This is a genomic window from Butyricimonas paravirosa, assembly GCF_032878955.1.
GTDB classification, from domain to species: Bacteria; Bacteroidota; Bacteroidia; order Bacteroidales; family Marinifilaceae; genus Butyricimonas; species Butyricimonas paravirosa.
On record NZ_CP043839.1, the window covers coordinates 1503593 to 1525785 of the forward strand.

The following is a 22193-nucleotide window of genomic DNA, read 5'->3' on the forward strand; positions in this document are numbered from 1 at the left end:
TGTTCCGTTGGAACCGCTTGCTCAGATCATAACCATTTCTGTTGTTCGTCAAGGCACTTTCTATGCGCCTCTTCCAGCAGTTGCTGAATTTCCGATTCCTTGTACAGCACCTTGCCTTGTATCAGGTAGTAAGGCAGGATGCGCAATGACCGGTATTCCTGCAAGGTGCGGCGGCTGATACGCAGGAGTTTTGCCAGTTCCACATCATTCATGAAACGTTCGCCGTTGAACGAGCGTTGACAGTTCGGTTCCATTTTCTTCAGTGCCCTGCCGGTATTCTCCAGACGGCGGAGAAGGTCGGCTACACGCGGGTCTTGCTTGTCAATGAAATAATGGTTCATAGTTTCTTTGAATTAGCATGATAATACGACTGTAATACTTTCTCCACGTCTTCAGGCTTGTAGAACAGCTTGTTCTTGATCCTGCCGAAAGGCAGTAATCCTTTGGCCCGGTACTCCTGTAGGGTACGCTTCGATATGCCAAGAATGTCGCATACCTCCTGGTTGTCCAGCCATTTTTTCAAGCCGAGGTCTTCCTGCCGTTTACATAGTATGTCGGCCTTTTCCTCGATGGTTTTCACACGCGTCATGAGCGCGTCGAAAGTCCGGATGTCCATACTGATAATTTCCATTGCAATTCTTCATTTTAATTTGTTAAACATTGATTCTGTTTCGCTCCATTTCCGCGAGGGAGAGCCTGCCTTTCCGGTTCAGAAATTCCTTGACCTCGGATGATTTGTAATAGGTACGCCCGTCTATCATGTAGTAAGTCACGAGTTTTTTCTGGCGGTACCGTGCAAGGGTACGTTTCGTGATACCGAGCAACTCGCACATGTCCTGGTTATCCAGCAGCTTGTCGCCGTCAAGGGCAGAGGTCTGCCGGTTCATGCGGCTCAGCTTGTCTTCAATCTTGTCGAACCGTTCCATGATTTGGTGAAGCATCATCTGGAACGTCTCACGGTCTATCTGTATCATAATATGATCTGTCTTTTGAGTGTAAATAATGACTGATTACACCTTGTCGCGCAACAGGTTATACTATGATATAGGGCTAATGGCATACCAATGACCCTGCATTTCACGGAATAACACAGGCATTCCGCTGAAATACAGCGAAATAAAAATTATCAGAGGAAAGTTGAAATGAAAAAACGGTCTTGCAAAATGCAAGGATTCCCGCAATGTGCAAGTTACATCTTGCGAGGGTTGCGATAAATCAACCGGCAGATACCGTTGGAAAAGGTAGTGGCTTCATGCAACCGCCATTGCAGAGTAGGAAGAATGTTTTGTATGGAAGTTCCCCCGCCGGAGGAAATGGGAAGCAGGTAAACGATCAGTTCGTCCACGAGGTTGTAAAAGGAAAGCCCTCGGAGCAGTTCCAACGATTCGGAATCGGAAACTTCGGCCAAATAGGTAAAGGTATTGCCTTTGCCGTCTTTTTCGCAAAGCAGGTCCAAAATGGAATGGGGTAAAATCCTTGCGTCACAGCGTTCCCGCCAATGGGCAAAACCTTTCCTGTGGTTCATTACCCATCGCATCGACATATCGGCGGCATCCGGCAGAAAGCCGTCCAGTGTCATAGCCGTTACTGCTTGGATTTTTGGCATATACCCCGGTTTTTAATTTTACTCTCAACCGGAAGCCGTCAAAAAAAAGAAGCGTGCAAACACGCTACTTCTAATGGAGGCTCTGGAATGCCTTAACAGGAATAGGTGAATGCACGCTATGCGTAGGCATAGCATAAGCAATCACGCAATAGTTCCTGTTAATGTTAATTTACCAGATTCCCATTAGAAACGCCTTGCGGTCTTATGTTATATATCGTCGGCAACTGCCCTATTGACAGTAAGCCGATTTTTCTCTATTTAATTGCAAAATTACATATATTCAGCGATATTTCCATTAATTACAGTTATCAATTTCACTTCAGCCCGTATTTCTTCATTTTCCGGTACAGCGTTGCCGGATTGATATTCAGCATCGCCGCGGCTTGTTCCCGGTGTCCGTTGCAAACCTTCAGAGCATTGATAATGCTCTCTTTCTCCATCGATTCATCTCTCAGGGGCAGGACGGTACGTGAAGGGGCATCGTCATTTACGCATGGACGGATTTCCATATCCAACGCTTCCATATTCAGCATCGGCGTTTCCGTGACCAGTACGGCACGTTTGATTCGGTTCTGCAACTCCCGCACGTTGCCCGGCCAGTGATAGGCGAGCATCCTGCGCCTGGCATCGTCCGTAAAGCCTTGCGTTTCCCGTTTCAGTTCTTTGGAATGACGTTCACGGAAAAATTCGGCCAGCGGCAGGATGTCTTCCGGACACTCTGCCAACGACGGCTGCCGAATCTCGAACTCGTTCAGCCGGTGGTAGAGGTCTTCCCTGAAACGTCCCTCCCGGATGGTCAGTTGCATATCCTCGTTCGTGGCGGCAATTATCCGCACATCGGCTGTCCGTTCCCTGCCGCCTACCGGAGCATAGGTATTCTCCTGCAATACCCGCAGGAGCAAGGACTGTATCTCGTAGGACATCGTCCCTATTTCGTCCAGAAACAGCGTGCCGCCTTTCGCCATGTCGAAATATCCGGTCTTGGCGCTGTCGGCACCGGTAAACGACCCTTTCTCGTGCCCGAAGAAGAGCGAGGCGGCCAGTTCACGCGGTAACGCCCCGCAGTTTATCGCGACGAACGGCATATTCCAGCGTTCGCTGTTGTTATGGATGGTTTGTGCTATCGATTCTTTGCCGGTTCCGTTGGCACCGAGAATCATTACCGACATATCGGACGGAGCAACCAGCCTGGCAAACTTTTCCGCTTGCAGAATCCTGGGGCTTGTTCGGTGAAACAGCTCCTTCTCTTTCCTGCGCACCGTAGCCACCGGGCGGAACACATCTTCCGCCAACTCCAGCAGATGCTCCCGGTGTACCGGTTTGGGCAGGTAATCCCTGGCTCCGAGCTTGATGGTACGCACCACATCCGAAACGGAAACATATTCCGTGGTCAGGATGAACGGGATGTCCTTCCTTTCCTTGCGCAACCATTCCAGCAGGGAAATGCCGTCCCCTTCAGGTAACCGCACATCCGACAATATCAGGTCGAACTGCGTTCTGCGTATCAACGAGCGTGCTATCGTCTCGTTCATGGCCGTCACGGCATCATAACCGGCCTGTGAGAGCCAGTCTTTCTGCATCTGTGACAGACCTACATTGTCTTCAACTATCAGTATTTTCCGTTTCATTCGTCACTCTTTTTATCTCGGCTTCCGCCACTTTAATCAGTATGGCGGCGTAATCCATAATCTGCCGGGTATGTTCATTCAATATCTTATCGTTTATAGTCTCGTTTTTCAGTAAAGCGCGATAAGCCGACAAGGCTTCTTCCATTTGCAGTAATTCCCACATCGGTTGCATCCGGTGGGTGATTTCACGCAATTTCTGCCTGTCACCGTTTTTCATTGCCGTACCGAGTTCCTCCCGGTCTTTTTCTGACTGGGATATAAAGGAAAGAAGCGTTTTTGATTTGTCGCTGACTTCAGAGAGTATCAGACTGAAATCGACGCTATGGGTCTCTTCCTGCCGGTTTCTTCTTATCGTTGAAAGCAGGCTGAGCAACTCGGAGGAAGAGAAAGGCTTGTAGATATAGTCTGTAAATCCGGCATGGAGAAATGCCTCCTTGTCACTGTCACCGCGTGCTGTCATGGCCACAACAGGTATGGTACGGGAGTTCCCGATATTTGAGTTCCGCAACAGAGTCAGCAGATCGAAGCCGTTGGTGCCCGGCATTTGGATGTCGGACAGCAGCAAGTCATAATCCTTGCCCCGCATTGCCTTTACGACCTCTTTGGAGGTGGCACAGGTTGTACAGTTCATTCCGTTACGCTCCAGCATCTCCTTTATCACATCCAGCAACATGGTGTCATCATCAATGACAAGTACATTTTGGGGCAGGTGCACCGGGTGTGGGATTATCCGGTTCTCGCTTTCTATCGGTTCATCCGTCATCTTCATGGGAAGTGTCACGCGGAAAGTACTGCCTTGGTCTATACTGCTTGTCACATTGATGGTTCCGCCAAGCAGGTTGACAAGTCCTTTCGTGATTGGCAGCCCCAATCCGAATCCATGGGCGTTGGCCACTGAACTCAAACGTTCGAACGGACGGAAGATACGGGAGAGCGTCTCCTCACTCATACCAATACCGGTATCTTTGACTTCTAACAGCAGCTCTCCTTCATGATAACAGGCATTCAGACTGATTGTACCGGCTTCCGTGAATTTGACTGCATTGCTGAGCAGGTTGTCTATAATCTGCTCGATACGGTCCACATCGCCGTAAAGTTTGACATCGGTATCCTTGAAATCGTGACAGAACAGGATTCCCTTGTTATTGACCACGTGGGAGAATCCGAAAACGGTACGTTCCAACAAGTCTTTAAGGCTGAACGGCACATCGTTGCGGGTTTCTTTGGCCTCGTTCAGACGGTACACGTCCAGCAGGTTGTTGAGCAAGTGTACCACGTGTTTACATACAATTCGGATGTTGTTCATGTGATTGTTCCTGCGTTTCTTTTCACGAGTATCCATAGCCAGTTCGGCACTCCCGCTGATGATGTTCAGCGGGGCGCGGATGTCATGGGAAATGGTCAGGATAATATTCTTCCGCATTTCCAGCAACGCATAGTTCTGTTCTATCGTTTCTTCCAGGCGTTTCCTGTTCCTTGCCTTAATCTTGATATCCCGTTGTATGATAAGATACAAGACAAACAACAGGATTATGGAGAAGATTATCAGGCCGGTTATTACAAGGGTGGAATGCTCGTATGAATCCTTCAAACGGACTTCTTTGTTCCGGAGGGCGGACAATGCCTGCTCATCCAGGCTTGTGATTAACGTGCGCAACTTACCGTTGAGTTCACGGTTATGCAACCGCAGACTGTCCGTATAGGTCTCGATGTTTCTTCTGCGTTCTTCCTGCAAGGAAATAAGCTCGTTCCCCCGTGCTCTCACTTTGGTATTAGCGGATGGCAATTGTACGGTTTCCTTGCCTCCGAATAATCCGGCTATCCCTTTTTTCTTGCGGGTGACAGTACGGGAGGTATTTGCTTGTGATGTGACAAGTGAATATTGGCCGGCCAGCAGGCTGTCGATTTGTTTTTGTTGCCGGAAAATCTCTTTCATCCGCAACAGATGTTCCTCTTTGTTGAGCAGTAGGGAACGGAGGGAATCCACTTGTTCCGGACGTACAAATTCCTTGCATTGTTCACGTAAAATTTGCAGCAGGGAATCCGCCTTCAGACGACGTGTACGGTATAACTCACAATCTTTATCTGTCCACGTCATGACGGATTCCCCGAAAGTAGCAAGCACGGTGATATGGCGATGGGTAGTGCTGATATTGCTTTGTGTCTGGAATATGGTTATCGACTCCTGCTCTATCTCCGCCACACGTTTACGCTCGTGTAAAACGATGGCGACCATACTACCGATAATCGCCATTAGAAGAAAATATCCTATGAATATCTTATGCTGCAATAGTAATTTCATTAGCTTTTGAGTCTTTATTATATACTATTGAGCCTTTACGATTCCGCTCAGCGGGTCGAACCGCATGGCTTGGTTGCTGAACAGCCGTTCGATATAACCGCTCCGGCGCATCTCCTCTGTTGGCATACAATGAAGTCCGGGGGTGTCTATGAGGGCTATTCTGTCGCTCAGGGAGAGGGCTATGTCGAGTTCGTGGGTGGAAAACAGGATGCACTTTCCTTCGTTATGGGCCAGCCGGGCGAGCAGCGAACAGAGTTCGTAACGGTTGGGCATGTCGAGGAACGAGGTAGGCTCGTCCAGCAGGATGATGGGTGTGGACTGTGCCAATGCGCGGGCAATCATGATGCGCTGGCACTCGCCGTCCGACATCCTGTCCATCGTGCGTTCCGCATAGTCCTCCATGCCTACCGAGGCGAGCGACCGCATAACGATCTCCGTGTCGGCCTTCTGCATCCTTCCTATCCAATTGGTATAGGGTGCGCGGCCGATAGCCACGACGTCCTCGCATTTGAGGTTGGCGATGCGAGTGCGCTCGGTCGTGACGAATGCCAGTGTTCTTGCCCTCTCTGCAACCCGCATATCGGCGCCGTTATGCCCGTCGAGCAGGATTCGACCGGCATAACGGCGGTTCAGTCCGGCGATGGCGCGGAGCAGCGTCGATTTGCCCGTGCCGTTGCGCCCGATAAGGGCTGTCAGTTTGCCTTTTTCTATGGTGGTTTCCACCTCGCAGAGCAAAGTTCGCTCGCCGTAGCCTATGGAAAAATCGTGTAACTCTATCATGCTGTAACGGATTTGTTGCGCAAGACCACCCACACCACAATGGGGATTCCCAGCAATGCGGTGATGGCGTTGATCGGCAGGGTGAACAGTTTGGAAACGAGGTCGCAAAGCAGCAGCACGGAAGCACCCGAAAGAACGGTTCCCGGCACGAGCACCCGATGGTCACTGTTGCGGAACAGCATCCGCGTGACGTGGGGCATGGCCAGCCCGATGAAACCTATCGGACCGCAAAAGGCGGTCACAGTGCCGGCTAGCAACGTCGTGGAGAGGAACAGCAGTCCGCGTGAGCGACGGACGTTCAGCCCCATCGTCACGGCATACTCCTCGCCGAACAGCAGCAGGTTGAGCGGCTTGATCGTCACCACCGCCAACAACAGTCCGGTGACAATCGACGGGATAAGCACTGTAAGCTGGTTGAGGGTCACATCGCCGAGCGACCCCATCGTCCAGACGACGAACATTTTCAAGGATTCATCGTTGGCAACATACTGCAATATTTGGACGACCGCACCGATTCCCGACGAGAACATCATGCCGAGAATCAGAATTACCATGATATCCTTGATGCGGTGTCCGACGGCGGCGATGACAACCAACACGATTGCCGCTCCGAGCCATGCCGCCCCAGCGATGCCTATCGACGAGCCGACACCGGCAAGTACGACGAGTGCCACGCCGAGGCTCGCGCCCGAACTGATGCCGAGCACGTAAGGCCCGGCAAGGGGATTGCGGAAGAGGGTCTGCATCTGAAGACCGCTGACCGACAGGGCGGCTCCGGCCAGCAACGCGACCACCGCCTTAATCAGTCGGATATTCAGTATGATTTTCGCCGTCGCTCGCGGACAATCGCCACCCGTCAGGGCCGCCCAAACATCGCCGAGCGGCACGGCGACAGCCCCCACCGCCAAATCCAGCAGAAACAGGAAGAGGGTGAGGGCAACCAGTGCGGTAAATAATAGGACGGAACGGGAGCGCATTTATTTCAATTGCTTGTAATAGACGAAATCTTCTGCGACCAGTTCGGGGTGGAATATCTTTACGAGGTCTCGTAGCACGAGGTCGGGATTCACCACGGCCGACTCGTAGTAGTCGTTGCCGCCGGCGGCATTCGTGCGGGCGTTGTTGTTATAGACGTATCCGTTGCGGAAGCACCGGGTGTCGGTGAACTTCGGGCAGGCGGCTCGCAGTTCGTCGAGCGTGTTCGCCATACCCACATGCAGCCACATATCGACTTGCGAGGCCAGCAGATACGCCTCTTCGAGGTCGATGGGCGCAGAAGCGTTTCCCGTGTTCTTCTTGTAGATGTAATCGCCTCCGGCATCTTTGATCAACCGGGCGACATAGCTTTCGGTCGAGGGCATGAACCAATTGTCGCCGTAAGGCGTGTTGAGCATCACTGAAGGGGCATCGATGGCTGCATCGGTTACTCGCTTTTTCAAAGCGTTATAGCGAACCGGGATATCGGCAAACACTTTCTCTCCCTCTGTCCGTTTCCCTGTAACCTCCGCTAATGCCACCAGCCATTCGGCCTTGCCCAACGGAGACTCTTCCAGGTAATCGCCAACATACATGAACGGGATGTTCAGTTCTTTCAGTTTTCCCTCCATCGAGCTCGCGCCGTTCACGCCGTAAAGCAGCACGAGGTCGGGGTCGAGCGAGAGCAGCAGTTCGTAATTGATGTTCCCTTCGTAGCCCACGTCGCCGACGCTGTCACGACGAGCCTGAATATCGGGATTGGAAATGTAGTCGATACCCGATACGCCAACGACGCAACGGTCTTCGTCAATAGCATCGAGCATGGCGATATGGGTAGAGGACATGCAGATGATGTGCTCGGCATCTTTTCCGAGCACCTGACCTGTGAAATCTTCGGGTACGCTTTCTCCGTCACGGGCGATGAACAGGTATGTGGTAATGCTGTCAGCTCCCTGCCAAGGGTTCGTGACGGTAACCAATACGCTCTTTTTACCGTCTGCACCTTTTATGTCAAACTCCGAAGCGTATTCGGGTGTATAGACCGCTCGGTTGAAATCGGCAAGTTTGGAACTCTTATCATGGCAGCCTGTGAATGTCAGTACAAGCAGCAATATCAGGCTCAGATTTTTCAATGCTTTCATATCGTTACAAATTTGTGTTTACGGACTTTTTCTTGTTTTTCCCGAACTTCGGGGTGATACCGATGAACAGCTCGAAGTTGATGCCGGGCATGGGGCGCGAGAGTACCGAGAGGTAATCTTCATTGAAAAGGTTGTTGACAGCGAATTTCAATTGCACGTCCACCGGTTTGAAAAAGAGGTTTTTCTCCAAGGAGACGTTGCTCATGAAATATTCGGGCAGGTGTCCTGTCAATGTGTAGTCGTTGCTCGACATGGTGAAACGCTCCGAGTAGAACGTCCACTTGTAAAGGAACGCCCACGACCGCCACGACAACCGTCCTGTCAGCGAGGCGGAATGCTCCGGCACGTAGGGTAACTGTTTGCCCACCGACTGGTCAGCAGGTGACATTTTCTCGCCCTCGTTGATAGAGGGTGTCCACGAATAGGAACCGTTCAGGTCAATGAGCCAATCCTTTGCCGGCTGCACGGCCAGGTTCGCCTTGACCTCGATGCCGTAGGCGTGTACCTTCTTCACGTTGCGGGGCGAAAAGAATCCTTTGGTGGTGGGCAGCCAGATAATCCAGTCGTCGATGTAGGAATCGAACCAGTTCACGCCGCCGTTCAACTTATAGACATTTTCTTTGCCGACCTCGAAACTTACACCTGCATCGTAGCTGAAACCATGCTCGTTTCTCAGATTGGGATTGCCACCGGGCAGGAAATAGAGGTCATTCAGCGTCGGGAAACGGTAATTGCGTGAAACAGAAGCTTTGAGCATCACATTCCCTTTCGGAGAAATGATGCCGTCAATAAAAAAAGCCGGTATAAGCGGAGCCCACTCGAAACCGTACATTTCTTCTCGCAACACAACCGACATGCCAAGCCGGTCTATCGGTTGCCACTTGGCAGATACGGAGCCTGAAAGTTCCACGCGTCCTTTGTCATAGCCCACGATGGCTTTGCCTCCGTCCTGCAAGATGATATTCTTGTCCTCACTGCGTACCAAATGCTGGTGAGCCGATACGTTAGCGGTGAAAAACCAACGTTTTGTCGGACTGTATTCACCTTCAGCTTGCCCGTAGAACGTATTTACCTTGCTGCGGGAACGGGTCATCGACGCCCAGTTATCAGGTGCGACCTCACGCTTGTAGTCGTAGGCCATCCATGTGTGTATGTAACCGCCTTTCACGCCGAGTTTCCAGTTGCTTTTGATATGATCCCACGAAAGGACACTGCGGAAAGTCTGTTCCCGCTGGCGGTTCTCGAAGTCGGTTGCATCTCCGTAGTCGGTCGTCAACATCGGAAGTTCCCGGTTGGAATTGATATACCATGCGTTCAGGCCTAATTTGTCGCCTTTGCGGGTGTTGTAATAGACCTCTTGAAGCAGGTGCAGGTCCTTGAACGCCCCGGAGCGGTTGCGCTCTTTAGGATGATACTGCCCGATGATGTTCTTGTCCTCGTCGTAGATGTTTATCTTCTTGTCGTGGTTGGTGTACTTGTAATCGTTAGGCGAGGAAGAATAGACCGCACGAGTGGAGACGTGCCACCTCTCGCTGCCATAGGTGAAGCGGGCGAACTCGTCGAATGTCCGGAACGATCCGATGCCCTGCACGTATTGGGCGTTGAACCCTTCGGCAACGGTGGGGGTGGTACCAAGCTTAACCAGACCGCCCAGTCCGCCGCCCGTTTCGTTCACCGATGAAGTACCGTGCAGCAGCGATGCGTTGTCTATGAAGTAGGACGGAATGGTGGAGAAGTCCGTCATGCCGAGCATGGGGTTGTTGATGCGCATGCCGTTCCATGTCACCTGCGTGTGTGAAGGCGACGTTCCTCGGAATGCGACGGTCGAGAGCGTGGCGCGTCCGTAGCTCTTGACGAATACGGACGAGTTGAACGTCAAGATGTCGGCCATCGAGAGGGCGATGTTCTCTTTCAGTGCGAGCGAATCGAACTTCGTCTTCTGCACGCCGATTTCTTTCATCGGCCGATGGCCGACGACCGTGACTTCCGGTATGGTAAGATGCCAGGTCGACCGCTTTTTGCTTTCCGTCTGCTGCGCAAAGAGTGCCGTGGGGAGACATGCCGCCAAAGCGAATAACAGATATAGTCTTTTCATATTGCCTCCTTTCTTATTTCCAACAGAATGCACCGGGAATAATCCCGACATAAAATTCATCTATCAATTTCCCTTCGGGCGAGTAGCGGTAAATCATGCCCTGCTGCTGGTAGTCGATGGCATCGGCGATGTATACTTCCCCGTTGGCGGGGTTTACCGTCAGTCCGTAATAAATCGTGCCGCTGTATTCGAGGAACGGACGCACCGGCACATGGCTAGCTGTCACGTCCATACTCCAAATGGCCTTGTTGATCCAGTAGAGTTTGTCCCTGTCACCGTTGAGCTGCACCTCCGAGGGCCAGTCGCCCAACTTGAACTTGAACTGCTTCTCCACCGTGAATGTCCCGGCGTCGATGCGGTAGAGCGACGGGGCTTCGTAACCGTAGGGGCTGCCCTCATAACCGCCGTCAGTCACCGTCCACATCTTGTTGTACTTGTCCATGACCAGCGATGTCGGTTGTATGCCGACCTTCAGTTCATCGACCACTTGGTCGGTTTCGGTGTCGATTTTGATGATGCGGTTTTGGTAGCTCCAGCAGTTGCAATAGACGTATTTGCCGTATTGCACCATCTGTTCGGTGGAGCCACTCTCCATCGTCATGTCCGGCACTTGAATGTAGCCGGTAATTTCATATTTCTTCGGGTTGATGATGAAGATGCGGTTGTCCCACAGTTGGGTGACGTAGGCTTTTTCGTCGCTCAGGAAATGGATGTAGCGCGGGGAGGTCAGATTCTCGATGCGTCCTACCTCCTTGAAGGTGTTCAGGTCGATGGCGAAAATCACATGGGAGTTGTTCACCACGACCCAGCCCTTGTTGTCGTAGATGGTCATCGACTGCGCCACGTCGCCGAGCTTCATGCCGTTGGCTCGGAAGAAGACCTCGTTTTGCACTTGTTTGGTTGCCGGGTCGTAATAGGACAAGGTAGCATTGCCGTACTGGAAGTTGCCCTCGTTGGTGATGAACAGTCCGGCTCCCGTGGCATTGAAGTCTTCTACGGCATCGCCGTAGTCCCACTCCATGCAGGATGTCAAGGATAGTGTCACTCCGACAACTACGCTCCATAGCAGATATTTCAATTGGTGATAGGTCATACCGTTATTTTTATAGTTAATCCCCGGTAGTCTTACCTTACGGTAAGCATACCGAGGATTGGCAGAAAATTTATTGTTTGGTTATTTATTGCTTGTACTTCCCGTTTTTCATGTCTTGGTATGTGGGGTTATAAGCACATTCTCTGACAGACCATTGAGATTCTCCTGTTAGAACATTGTTTTCAAACAGGTATTTGAAAGAACTAAAATCGGTAACATCTCCTTGCCCGCTTATACTAATCCCTTTTACTGATTTGAGACCTGAAAAATCAATGGACAAAATACCATTAGAACCAAAATCAGAATACGGGCATGTTATTGAAAGATTTTCGGATATTGATTCTACGTTAGGATAAGATACCTGATCTGCCTCCATATCAAATATAACAGTAGATGTTGTAATATCAAACTTCCCATTTATTGTTTTTAATTTGGGACATAGAATATTAGTACCATCAATCTCAAACTTAATTTGTGCATTTGCTCCATCCGTTCCAATGCTTTCCAGATTGGTAAACTCAATATCATTCTTAAGGTGGGAAGTCGTAACTGAACATGAACCGAGAATTTTTTTCAATGACGGAAAGGTAATATTATTTGCATTCTTATTATTTTCTAATGTTAAGGTTCCTCCAATTTCCAGCAAATTAGGAAATTCGATTTCCGCCTCCGTATTAACACTTCCCGAATTCAATGCAATAGTCATATTTCCTGCCACACGAATAAATGGCATAACAAATTCTTTTACATAAAAATAATCTTTGCATTGGAAGTCTCCCTGTATATTTGAGATTCCCTCAAGAGTCAATTCTGTCAATCGACAATCTTTAGGAAGTAGAAAAAGGCTACCGTTAAATGTTTCCGATCCTACGATTTTATTTAGTTGCTTACATTGTAGGGTAAGTGTATTCCCGTTAAAATTTATCTGGGACAAATCCAGTTCTTCTATGAGCAGATTAGTTAAAGTCATATCACCGAGTACATCTTTCAAAGAAGCTATATTGAGTTTATTGACTTTATTCGCATCCACACTGGTCTCTCCGCAGGAAATAAGACCGGGAAGTTCAACAATGGAAATCTCTTTGCAATTTTTTATAGCCAGTCCTCCAACCGAATGTAATTCGGTCATTGCAAGACTTCCGATGGAGGACATATCGGAGAATGAGGCAGTACCGGCCACACTTTCCAATGCCGGTAGATAAATTCCTTGCAGTTTGGGAAAATATTGGATTGTAAGTTCATTCCCGATCTGTTTTAGTGCTGAGAAAACAATGGCTTCGGTTGTCGCTGATTCTTTTTGTGCTACCGAACCTTTGACAATTAAGGAAGCTCCGACAGATTCAACGGCATTTGCATCCAAATCAAGCAAAGCATCGGAGGTTATATACATATCCTCACCAATGAACTCGACTTTGGGTATGGATATTTTTTCAATGACAGAACTGTTAACGACAAAATCGCCGGTCACTCCAAGCAAAGAGGGCAGATTAACCGTTTTGAGCGTTATGTTTTTACTGGTAGAAGTTGTCGATCCTAATTTGAAACTTCCGAGTTGTTCCAGATTATCCAACCCCGTCAAATCCGCTCCTTTGTAAGACGGATTGATAACAAGAGAGTTACTGATTTGTTTCAGGTTGGCAAGTCCGTCCAGATTGGTGATTTCTTCTCCGTCTGCCGTTCCGATGGTCAGGCTGCCTTCGATTTTGTTTATTCCTGTCTTTGCAAAATTATCAACCTCGGCTTGCGTGGCAAGTACTACGCTGCCGCTCTGTTCGATGTCTGCATATTGATAAGTATAGGAATATACTTTGCTATCCTGCATTTTGGAGGTAACTACGAATTTCCATTCATTCTCCCAATCCTCAATGGTCGATGGATTCGGGTTAATAGAGACTCCCTCGCAAAGGGCATACTCTACGGTAGCCCCTTTCAGACTGGCATTATAAGGTATCTCAATTGTAATCTTGTCCCCGACTATCATGGCTTGATAGGTAATGCCATCTACAGTTAGAGCAAACTCGGAGATGAAGTGATCCTTGCCGTCTATTCCGCTTACTTCAGGGTCGTCATCACTACATGCAGCAAGGCAGAGCGTAGCGAAACAGAATAGGATGAAATGATATATTTTGTTCATAATGAATTTTATTTGTCGTTATTGTTGTTTTCATCACAGAACTTGAAAACTTCTGTGGAATTTTCCCCTAACCATCCAGCTTTTACATTGACACCGGTCTGCACCTTGATAAAGTCAATATGGGAAAGATTTGCAGACGTGCCGTCGATATTGACTGCATCGGAAATCTTAAAATAGTTTCCAAGTGCTCCCGCGTTAGGATTGTCTTTATTGGGCATATCATCACCGATATTATCGGCATATCCCCATCCAAACGGATTATTGGACCACATACCTGTCGACGGGCTTTGTTCGGTACGTGCTTTCAGGCATGTGCCGTATAGCGTATAGGAATCCTCTTCAATCCACAAAGGATAATAAAACTCTTGCGGGTGATAGTTGCCGAGACGGTCAATCGCCCCTTTATTTCCCTTGTTGTCTTGCCATTGGGTGTCCATGTTGGGACCGGGACGGAAATAAGTTACGGCATAGTCCTGAATGGTTTCGGGTTTTCCATATTCAGAACCCTTCAGTTCATACCATTCATCGTTGGGCAAGCCGTCTCCATTGACATCTTGCATTACCCATACAATGCCCGGTTCATTTGACGAATCAAAGGCATTTCCTTTGATGGAAAAATCATAACCGCCTTTGTTTTCGATACTATGGTCGAATCCTACTACAATATATCCTCCCCAACCTCCGAGAGAAACATATTGTTCATTATCAAGACGTTTTTGTGCGTAAGCACAGGCTGCTTCGTGCGTGCTTTCCCCATTGAAACCTGCTGTATTCGTTTCGTTTACAAATTGTCCCGGAGCCGGAACAAATTCATATACTTTATTGCTGTAAATGGAATTTCCGGCAGCAAAAGGTCTTTTTCCGGTCGCTTCACAACATTTCACCGGAATATTGACACTGACTTCATCGACACCGGAAACAGCAATATTACGAGTGAGGGCTGCTTTTGTTCTTTGATTGTCGTATTTCACAGTAAAGGTAAGCGTGTGTTCTCCGGTTTTAGCGGGTTTGAAACCGTAAACCAAGGAATTGGCTCCCTCAATCGGTTGCCCGTCCAAACTCCATTGATAAGAAGGCTCGGCACTTATTGATACAAAGGGGCGGACAAACAAAGTACGTCCTAATTCTACGTATTTGGTATTATCCTCGGTGAAATATAAAGATGACGGAACTACGATTTCAATCGGAAGTTTATCGACAACCTCAATAGAAACTGTCTTCTCTGATTGTCCGTCTTCATTTGTTACGGTTAAGATCAGTTCATAAGTTCCCAACTCATCTTGCTTGAATGTATAAGTATTTTCCGTTCCGACTTCGTTCCCGTTAAGAGTCCACAAATAAGTAGCTCCTTCTGCATTTTGAATGTCGGGAGTAAGGATATATTCACGTCCTGCGACGACTTTAAGCCCTATAGAGGGGGTTACCAATGAAATGACGGGCGGAGCCAATTCATTGACATCCACGCGGATTTCTTCTTCCGCGCTGGCGTCTCTTGTATCTACCCGCAAAGTAACATAATACGAGCCGCATTCGTTAAAAATGTATTTCAATTGAGGCTCGTCGGAAATAATACGACCGTTGCATTTCCATGAATAAACGGCGTAATCGACATTCTGATAGGTCGGCTCAATAACGATCTCTTTCCCTATCTTTACAACATAGATTCCGTCCTCGCTATCCAACTCAATGACAGGAGGCACGACCACGTCCTGCGATATTTCTTCGTCTTTGTTACAAGCAAATAGAAATATCGTCAAGGAGAATAAAAGCAAATACTTCTTCATTATATTTATAATTTTAACGCTGAAATTCCCTTGAAGAAAGTATTTGATTTCAATCTCCATTGGGATATAATAAAAAGGGGCAAATACTTTGCACTTACCGTTAAAAAGCATTTGCCCCAAATTCATGTTATTCGTTTACGGTTACATCAATATCGTCTATAGCAACGTAAGCAGGAGTGTTCAATCCGTATGCGCTTGAATCGCTTCCTTCGAAATTGATAGCTACAGTACATACGCTGTCACCTAAACCGCTTAAATCCAATTGATTCCATCCGGTGCGGATTTTATTGGTCAAACCTGATTCTGCATCTTTACTGGAATCGAAGTTTGCCAAATAGTATTCTACTTCTTTACCTGTAGGTTTACCCGTCGCATCCAACGCAACAAATACCACCTTAAACCATCCTTTTTGTGCCGACAAAGAGCCTTGTGTAAACGAGTTGCCATCCTTCATGACTAAGTAGGTATAAGTCGTATTGCAAACCCATACGCTGTTGAATTTACCATATTTCGGTGTACCCTTGACAGGAGTGTTTGTGGTAACGACTCTGTAGCCGGTTGCATCGGTCAGGTAAATCTTCGCACATTTGTCATAAGTTGCTTGTGAATCATTGTATGAATCGCTATAACCGAAAGCTACAGCAAAATTTTTACCGCTATGACCGCCGTTGGGCCAGTACACGCTACATTGGTTTTGATAATCCCCCTGTGTCAGATTATGAAAATTAGAGATGGCAAAACCACCATTCCAAAACTCATATTCCCAAGGTTGTCCGCTTACCCATTCCTGTTTCAAATAGTTAATCGGGAACTGAATGTACGTACCGGTTTGCTCGATTTGAGTGATGTAGCCGGTCGTTACCTGATTGCCGTTGGCTGTGGCAGAATAGAGATTGTTTCCATACTGATCGGAAGCCATTACGCTGGATGGTACGTTATCAAAATCGATAATCGCATTGGTAGAACTTATCGCGCGGGTTTGAATCGCACTCTCCTCATACGGAGTAAGGAAGTCATCGTCGGACGAACATCCCGTGAACACTGCGGCGGCCATTGCTACAACGGCCATTGCCATGATTTTGTAAAAGTTTCTCATATTCAGTTGTTTTAGTGAAACATATATATACAAAAAAATCCGTTTGTCACGATGGATAATCGTATCAAACGGATGCAGTGCCTGTATCAATTTCGGGGAGTCAGCCTTGAAGCCGGAAGCCCACAGTCTATTATGCTGTAATTGAACAAACGCCAAATACCCGTGGCGGTTATCTCATCGCGTTTGCAGCAGGTCTTCTGACTTATTCCAGTTTGCCACGCCTTCCCAGTCTTACGACCAGTGGCAGGTTGCGGCAACCTTTTGTTGGAACTTACAGCAGCAGGTACTGTTCCGGATTCTCACCGGATTCCCTTTTAATCCTTGTCGGGTCTTCAGACCGTCAAGGAACTACAACGCCACAAAGGTAACAAAAATGTTTTAAAGTCCAATTATTAACCCAATAAAAATTTCAGCAACTGAATCCATAAGTGACCCAGAAATTTGAGTTTCAGGGATATGACATTTAAATCAAAACCGGATTTACTTTCATCGTTCCCAAATTCAGAAATAGTCCGTGATGTTCAATCATTCCGTTCCGGAACATTTTCCAGAGAATGTTGCATCCGAGTTGCGCCAGCGTAGAGTTGATGAACAAATCCTGCTTTTCTAATGCCTCCGCCAGCGAACAACTCGGACCGGAATCCTCTTCCTTTACTCTTGCGTATTTAACCAATCGGGTAATGACTTTTAGGGAGCCTACCGTTTCATATAACTGAGATGCGGGTTGCTTTATCTTTTTCGGTACGGTTCCCAGAACGACTTGTCCCGATGTCTGCGTGTTCCCGAAATCCATCCAATAAAGCGGGGTTGTATAATCGCGGTAATCCGGGATTTGTACGGCCTTCAGGATGTTCCATAAATCAAGGCGTGATTTGATCGTGTCCGTACAAGTGATGGTAATGTTTGCCATATTATCCCGGCAAGCATTCTTCATCATGGCCGGAAAGATGTCCGGTACTGCTTTCCAGTCGTTTCCGAAGAAGTTGTTGATACGGGTAATAAGGCATTGCGCCTTGTTCAGTCCCATGTCGGAATACCCGAACAACTGGCGTCCGATGTTGGCCTCGGTTACAATGTCCGGATCGTAAAGTGTCACGAACAATCCCGGATGTCCGAGTGCCCGGAGTGTCACATCGAGCCGTGCCAGGCCGGTCAGCACCTGCGAGCCGGTTCCTCCCGCACCGATCAGGTTAACCGTTACCGGATGCTGCGGGTTTATCAGGTAGTTGTCGATATAATGTACTCTTTTCATTTCAGTATGTCTTTAAGTTTCAAATTTCTTAACGGTTTCAACTCTTCAAGGTCGAAGGGCTTGTCTTTGGCCGCTTTCGTCACCAGCACCAGGTTGGACTTGGTGGGGTTCCCGCCACCTCCCAGATGCGAGAACTCCGTCAGCCAGAATTTCTTTTCCCAGTATTCCAACAGGTTTTCATAGGTCAGGTTTTTCGGTTTCTCTATTTTAGCCGAACCTAAACAGACGCTCGCGCCTGTGACATTGAAGAACGGTGCAGTATACAGTTCTGTCTCATCCGTCAGAACCTTGCCCTTGCAGGCATAGACATTCAGGCTGTTCCCGTTTGTCTCGTAAATGATTCCCGGCAGGTTGTATTCCGCATTCTCAACCTTGAGCGATTCCTTGAAGAACATCATTCTTTTCCGTGGAGGATTGTACCAGACGTACTTCTCGCTGCCTTTGCGTGAGTCGCACCACAGCATATTGGAGGGGATTCTCCCGTAAGGGGTATTGCTGCGATGTTCGGAATACCCCCGTACAAGTTCGTTCATGAACTCTACCGTCACGGGCACACCTTCACCCATTTTACCTTTTCCGTCTATTTCCCTCGCTTCCACAAAAAAGGATTCTCCCTCTCGGGAAGCATAGGCAATCAACGCAACACGCGGATGCAGTATGTCGTTGATTTCTTTGGTAAGTTTGTTCGTCTCCATGCTGTCAGTAAATAAAGTTTATGAATCTGTCCGCCCATCTGAAGAAACGTTCCGGATAGTTGTCTTCCTTGGAGAATACCTTATCCGTTTCCGGAGACAAGGCAAATGTCGTAATGGGAATTATGTCATACGTCTCCTGCCTGCTCGAATTATAGAAATCAATCAGGTATTCCGTCATTATGTCCTCACAATTATAAACCACCCGGATTTGTTGCTCCAGCCCCTTAGGATAATACTCCGGCTCTTCATCGAACCACGGGTCATAGGCATAGGACATGATGGATTTGTCTGGGTTGACGAATTCCAGCCCTTGCCTCATGAGGGCGATGAGTTCCTGTTCCAAGCCGTTCCGGCACTCGTACTTGTCAATGGCTTCCGGCAGATTCTTGTAATAGGATTTGCGACACACCCTGTCGAGCAGTTTGTAAATCCTGCCCTCCTTGTATGATTGCAACAACCTGTGCCGTTCCGCACGTTCTTTCTTGTCCTCGCCGTCATCATCCTGCGAGAACATTTCAAACACCCAGTTCGTATCCTCCTCGTCGTTTATGGTGGAAAAACCGTTCGCACTCATCAGGTGATGCAGGAAGGACAACGCGATGCGTCTCAATTTCGGATTCAGGGCTTCCACGAATTTGACCGGGAAATAATACAGGGTATACTTTCCCCACGTATGGGCCTGCCACAAGTTGAAATACAACCGGCCGTTCCGTTCTTCATAATTTACATGCACCGTTTCATCCAGGAGTGCCGCGAATTCATTATAGAGGTTGGCAATGCCTTCCCCGATACTTTTGCCCCGGTCATGCGGTGCATCGACATTCAGCAGTCCGGCATAGCGGAAATAAGAATCACGCAGGAACTCGTAATTCTCCTGCGTGATCAGATTGTGCGATATCCCGTCATGGTCTTCCCTCGTGACCGATTGCGGGGCTATCGGGACGAATGATACGTTTAGAAAAGAATTACAGCCCCGCTCGGAGCCGTAATTCTTTCCGTCCTGTCCACTCCATGCCGGATATTCCGTTCCGTCTGGCTGATGGCCAGCCTCGCGAGTTGTTCCAGTTGATATTTTTTCAAGGGCGTACATGACTTTTCCTTTCTTTTGCTTTTCTTTTTATCCATATCTCCTAACCTTTGGTTCCGATGGTCGTCTTGAACTCGTACACTGCCGTGTCGTTCTCGATGACCGGACCGTGTACCGTTGCCGTTGTCAGCTCCGGATACATGTTGGCATAATAGTTCATCACCGCGTCCGGCATCTCACCCGGCATCGGGTCGGCCAGTACGATTGTTTCACTTCCTTTCCTGAATTTGAAGGTCCGATTGAGACCGTTTACTGTCATTGCCATAACTTATGCTGTTTGATGTTGGTAATGGGGTGTCTGAATCATGTCTGCCGGGAAGTCCAGGTATTCCTCGTAATCCTCCGGCCGGTAAGTCGGTTCATCCTGTGGCGGATATTGCTGGTGCTGGTACGACGCCTGCCGTTCAGTGTAATAAGGCGGCATTTGCTCCCCGTAATGCGGCTGCTGTCCGCCTTGTCCGTCCTGGGGATAGGCTCCCTGCTGCGGATACGGGTACGGCTGTTGCGGCGGCATCTGCGGTTGTGCCGGCCGGTGATACGCCGGTTGCTGTCCCTGCATCGGCTGCGGTGCAGGTTGCTGTGGAGGCTGTTGTACATACTGTCGGGGTTGCTGTGGAGGCATCTGTCCGACCGGCTGCTGGGCCACCGGTTTCTGTTCCGCTACATACTGGACTTCCTGTTGCGGAGGCTGTTGCTCGGCCTGCTCCATGAGGTCGAACAGGCTGCCCTGATTCATCGCCCTTTTCTGCTCCTCGATTTTCTCGTCCACCGTCTTCCGGTTCTGCTCGGTGGCGTATAACCGGGCTTGTCCCAGCGCGGTGATGGCCTCCTTGTGGTTCTTCGCGGCAATCAGTTCCTCCGCCTTCTTCATGTGCTTCTCGTATTTCTCACGCTTATCTTTCTCTTCCTTCGTCTCCTTGGCTTTCTCTTCCTTCGAGGCCTTGCTGTTTGCCGCAGCCTTGTCCGCCTGCTTCTCGAACTCCGCCATGTTGGTCAGGAGTCCGGAAACCTTCCGTACAGGATTGGCAATCGCGTTCATGAATCCCGCATCAAGTTCTTCGGGCAGTCCCGACAGCGTAAGCGGGACGATGTGGTTCTGGGCCTCGTCCTTGAGACCGTTCGACTTCGGCAATACGGATACCGTCATGCCGGTGGCTGACTTGCGGATGACCATCGTGATATCCACGCTCTGGGCCATCAATTGATTGATTTGAGTAAAAAACATAACTTGAAGTATTAAATGTTAGACATTGATTTTATGCGTCCTTGAAAAATTCCGCCAACAGCCGGTTCCTGTCCGGGTGGCGTATGATCTGCTGCAAGGGTTCGAGCAGTTTTGATATATGCACCGGTCCGGTCGTTCCACGGGGCGGAAGTTTGATTTCCGGCATTTCGGGTACAGCGGGTGCGGTCGGAGGCGTGTTTTTCCTGATCCGGATACTTGCCGGCATTCCCACTGTCAGGGGCATCATCGGCCTTGTCTGAGTTGTCATTGCTTGTTGTTCCATATTTTCATTTATTAAATTGTGGATACTCGGGGCTTTGGCAGCCCCTTTGAACTATAAGGGCGGTACAGCGGCCGCTTCCGGCAAGGCAAGGTTTTCGGGAAAAATACCGGAGCGAAGCGAGGATGATTTTTGCCGAAACCTGAAAGGTCCGACCTTGCCTGCCGTACAGAAGCGGTCGCTACCTTTGCCCGTTAGTTCAATGCGGGTTGCCAAGGGCTGATGTGTTCCCTTTTTCCTTTCGGGATTCTCCCGGTGCCGGTTGTCCTTATCCTCCCAAAGCAAAAAGAGCCGCCCTGAAAAGGCAGCTCCCCTGAACGGATGAATCATGCACGGTTTGTATTCACACGACCTGTTCATAACTTTCTTCTTTGATGCGGTTCTCGTACTGCGTCACCCTGGCCATGACCATATCCATGAACAATGCGCCGTTCTTACGGTCGTTCCCGAAATACCCGACCATCCGCCAGATATTCCGGTCATAGGATTTCCATTTCTCGTGATAGTGGCTTCCCATGCGTCTGCCGTAACGTTCCCGGAACAGTTCTTCCGACAGGGCTTCATCGTTGTTATGGTTGTACCACCAGCGGTAGACGCGAAAAAAGAAGTCGTAACAGGCATCCTTGTCACGGCTTTCGGGCAAAGTGATTGCTTTTATTTCCATACATTATATAATTAGAAGATTAGAAAACTCAGTATGGCGGCGATGATGGCCAGTGTTACCAGGAGGCAGGCTATCGCGTAGAGGAACCGGAAGAATCCCCTGCAAAAGACGATGGCGACAGCCGCCCACACGGGAGATACTCCCCGCGTGTAGAGATAGCTGAAACCAAGTGCCGTGAGCAGTATGAGGATAATTCTCCATATCCGTTTCTTCCTTTTTGATGCGGTCGTTGTCTTCATTGTATTCCTTATTTATGTGAAACATCCCGTCGTTTCCGATTCGGGGGCAAGACAGCGGAGCGCCCCCGCACGCAAGGTTTTCGGAAAAAATACCGGAGCGGAGCGAGGATGATTTT

The 22193-nt window shown here is 48.9% G+C and carries 22 protein-coding genes and 1 riboswitch; all 22 genes read right to left on the bottom strand.

Annotation, left to right across the window (positions count from 1 at the left end; translation table 11 throughout):
• Positions 1 to 26 precede the first annotated feature (26 nt).
• The 22 genes from F1644_RS06320 to F1644_RS06425 all read right to left on the bottom strand — a co-directional run bounded on the left by F1644_RS06320 (position 27) and on the right by F1644_RS06425 (position 22077).
• A complete protein-coding gene (locus tag F1644_RS06320) occupies positions 27 to 341 on the bottom strand; it encodes a helix-turn-helix domain-containing protein (RefSeq protein ID WP_005834083.1) in 315 nt (104 codons plus the stop codon).
• Complete coding sequence (locus F1644_RS06325) at positions 338 to 631, bottom strand: helix-turn-helix domain-containing protein (RefSeq protein ID WP_005834084.1); 294 nt, start codon at positions 629 to 631, stop codon at positions 338 to 340. Before F1644_RS06325 ends, F1644_RS06320 begins: the two co-directional genes overlap by 4 nt.
• A 22-nt stretch (positions 632 to 653) precedes the next feature.
• Positions 654 to 974, bottom strand: a complete 321-nt coding sequence (locus tag F1644_RS06330) for a helix-turn-helix domain-containing protein (RefSeq protein ID WP_005834085.1) — start codon at positions 972 to 974, stop codon at positions 654 to 656.
• 215 nt (positions 975 to 1189) lie between these two features.
• The gene (locus F1644_RS06335; protein ID WP_028728114.1) at positions 1190 to 1606 is read right to left on the bottom strand and encodes a hypothetical protein; all 417 of its coding nucleotides are present in this window, start codon (positions 1604 to 1606) and stop codon (positions 1190 to 1192) included.
• Between the two features lie 314 nt (positions 1607 to 1920).
• Positions 1921 to 3234 carry a sigma-54-dependent transcriptional regulator gene (locus tag F1644_RS06340; RefSeq protein WP_028728115.1) on the bottom strand — a complete coding sequence of 438 codons (1314 nt, stop codon included), beginning with the start codon at positions 3232 to 3234 and terminating at the stop codon, positions 1921 to 1923.
• Positions 3209 to 5536 carry an ATP-binding response regulator gene (locus tag F1644_RS06345; RefSeq protein ID WP_005834090.1) on the bottom strand — a complete coding sequence of 776 codons (2328 nt, stop codon included), beginning with the start codon at positions 5534 to 5536 and terminating at the stop codon, positions 3209 to 3211. Before F1644_RS06345 ends, F1644_RS06340 begins: the two co-directional genes overlap by 26 nt.
• Before the next feature lie 24 nt (positions 5537 to 5560).
• Positions 5561 to 6316: an ABC transporter ATP-binding protein gene (locus F1644_RS06350; RefSeq protein ID WP_028728116.1), complete on the bottom strand. Its 756-nt coding sequence runs from the start codon at positions 6314 to 6316 to the stop codon at positions 5561 to 5563.
• Positions 6313 to 7293: a FecCD family ABC transporter permease gene (locus tag F1644_RS06355; protein ID WP_005834094.1), complete on the bottom strand. Its 981-nt coding sequence runs from the start codon at positions 7291 to 7293 to the stop codon at positions 6313 to 6315. The genes F1644_RS06350 and F1644_RS06355 overlap by 4 nt, the downstream gene beginning before the upstream one ends.
• Positions 7294 to 8433: an ABC transporter substrate-binding protein gene (locus F1644_RS06360; protein WP_005834096.1), complete on the bottom strand. Its 1140-nt coding sequence runs from the start codon at positions 8431 to 8433 to the stop codon at positions 7294 to 7296.
• A gap of 4 nt (positions 8434 to 8437) precedes the next feature.
• Positions 8438 to 10528, bottom strand: a complete 2091-nt coding sequence (locus tag F1644_RS06365) for a TonB-dependent receptor (protein ID WP_005834098.1) — start codon at positions 10526 to 10528, stop codon at positions 8438 to 8440.
• Between the two features lie 13 nt (positions 10529 to 10541).
• Positions 10542 to 11621, bottom strand: coding sequence for a glutaminyl-peptide cyclotransferase (locus F1644_RS06370; protein WP_005834100.1), 1080 nt, complete (start codon positions 11619 to 11621; stop codon positions 10542 to 10544).
• 85 nt (positions 11622 to 11706) lie between these two features.
• A complete protein-coding gene (locus F1644_RS06375; protein ID WP_028728117.1) occupies positions 11707 to 13755 on the bottom strand; it encodes a DUF4971 domain-containing protein in 2049 nt (682 codons plus the stop codon).
• 8 nt (positions 13756 to 13763) lie between these two features.
• The gene (locus F1644_RS06380; protein WP_005834103.1) at positions 13764 to 15665 is read right to left on the bottom strand and encodes a PKD-like domain-containing protein; all 1902 of its coding nucleotides are present in this window, start codon (positions 15663 to 15665) and stop codon (positions 13764 to 13766) included.
• Between the two features lies 1 nt (position 15666).
• Complete coding sequence (locus F1644_RS06385) at positions 15667 to 16635, bottom strand: DUF4465 domain-containing protein (RefSeq protein WP_028728119.1); 969 nt, start codon at positions 16633 to 16635, stop codon at positions 15667 to 15669.
• Positions 16636 to 16805: 170 nt separating this feature from the next.
• Positions 16806 to 17003: riboswitch (cobalamin riboswitch) on the bottom strand.
• Positions 17004 to 17098: 95 nt separating this feature from the next.
• The gene (locus F1644_RS06390; RefSeq protein ID WP_005834107.1) at positions 17099 to 17887 is read right to left on the bottom strand and encodes a PRTRC system ThiF family protein; all 789 of its coding nucleotides are present in this window, start codon (positions 17885 to 17887) and stop codon (positions 17099 to 17101) included.
• Complete coding sequence (locus F1644_RS06395) at positions 17884 to 18582, bottom strand: prokaryotic E2 ligase family D protein (protein ID WP_005834110.1); 699 nt, start codon at positions 18580 to 18582, stop codon at positions 17884 to 17886. The genes F1644_RS06390 and F1644_RS06395 overlap by 4 nt, the downstream gene beginning before the upstream one ends.
• 4 nt (positions 18583 to 18586) lie before the next feature.
• The gene (locus tag F1644_RS06400) at positions 18587 to 19672 is read right to left on the bottom strand and encodes a hypothetical protein (protein WP_028728120.1); all 1086 of its coding nucleotides are present in this window, start codon (positions 19670 to 19672) and stop codon (positions 18587 to 18589) included.
• Between the two features lie 40 nt (positions 19673 to 19712).
• Positions 19713 to 19934 (bottom strand): PRTRC system protein C, encoded by a 222-nt coding sequence (locus F1644_RS06405; protein ID WP_005834114.1) that lies wholly within the window; start codon positions 19932 to 19934, stop codon positions 19713 to 19715.
• Positions 19935 to 19937: 3 nt separating this feature from the next.
• Positions 19938 to 20894, bottom strand: a complete 957-nt coding sequence (locus F1644_RS06410) for a PRTRC system protein E (protein WP_028728121.1) — start codon at positions 20892 to 20894, stop codon at positions 19938 to 19940.
• 31 nt (positions 20895 to 20925) lie between these two features.
• Positions 20926 to 21177 (bottom strand): hypothetical protein, encoded by a 252-nt coding sequence (locus F1644_RS06415; protein WP_028728122.1) that lies wholly within the window; start codon positions 21175 to 21177, stop codon positions 20926 to 20928.
• Between the two features lie 340 nt (positions 21178 to 21517).
• Positions 21518 to 21838 (bottom strand): hypothetical protein, encoded by a 321-nt coding sequence (locus F1644_RS06420; RefSeq protein ID WP_028728124.1) that lies wholly within the window; start codon positions 21836 to 21838, stop codon positions 21518 to 21520.
• A gap of 11 nt (positions 21839 to 21849) precedes the next feature.
• Positions 21850 to 22077 carry a hypothetical protein gene (locus tag F1644_RS06425; RefSeq protein ID WP_005834122.1) on the bottom strand — a complete coding sequence of 76 codons (228 nt, stop codon included), beginning with the start codon at positions 22075 to 22077 and terminating at the stop codon, positions 21850 to 21852.
• Between the last annotated feature and the right edge of the window lie 116 nt (positions 22078 to 22193).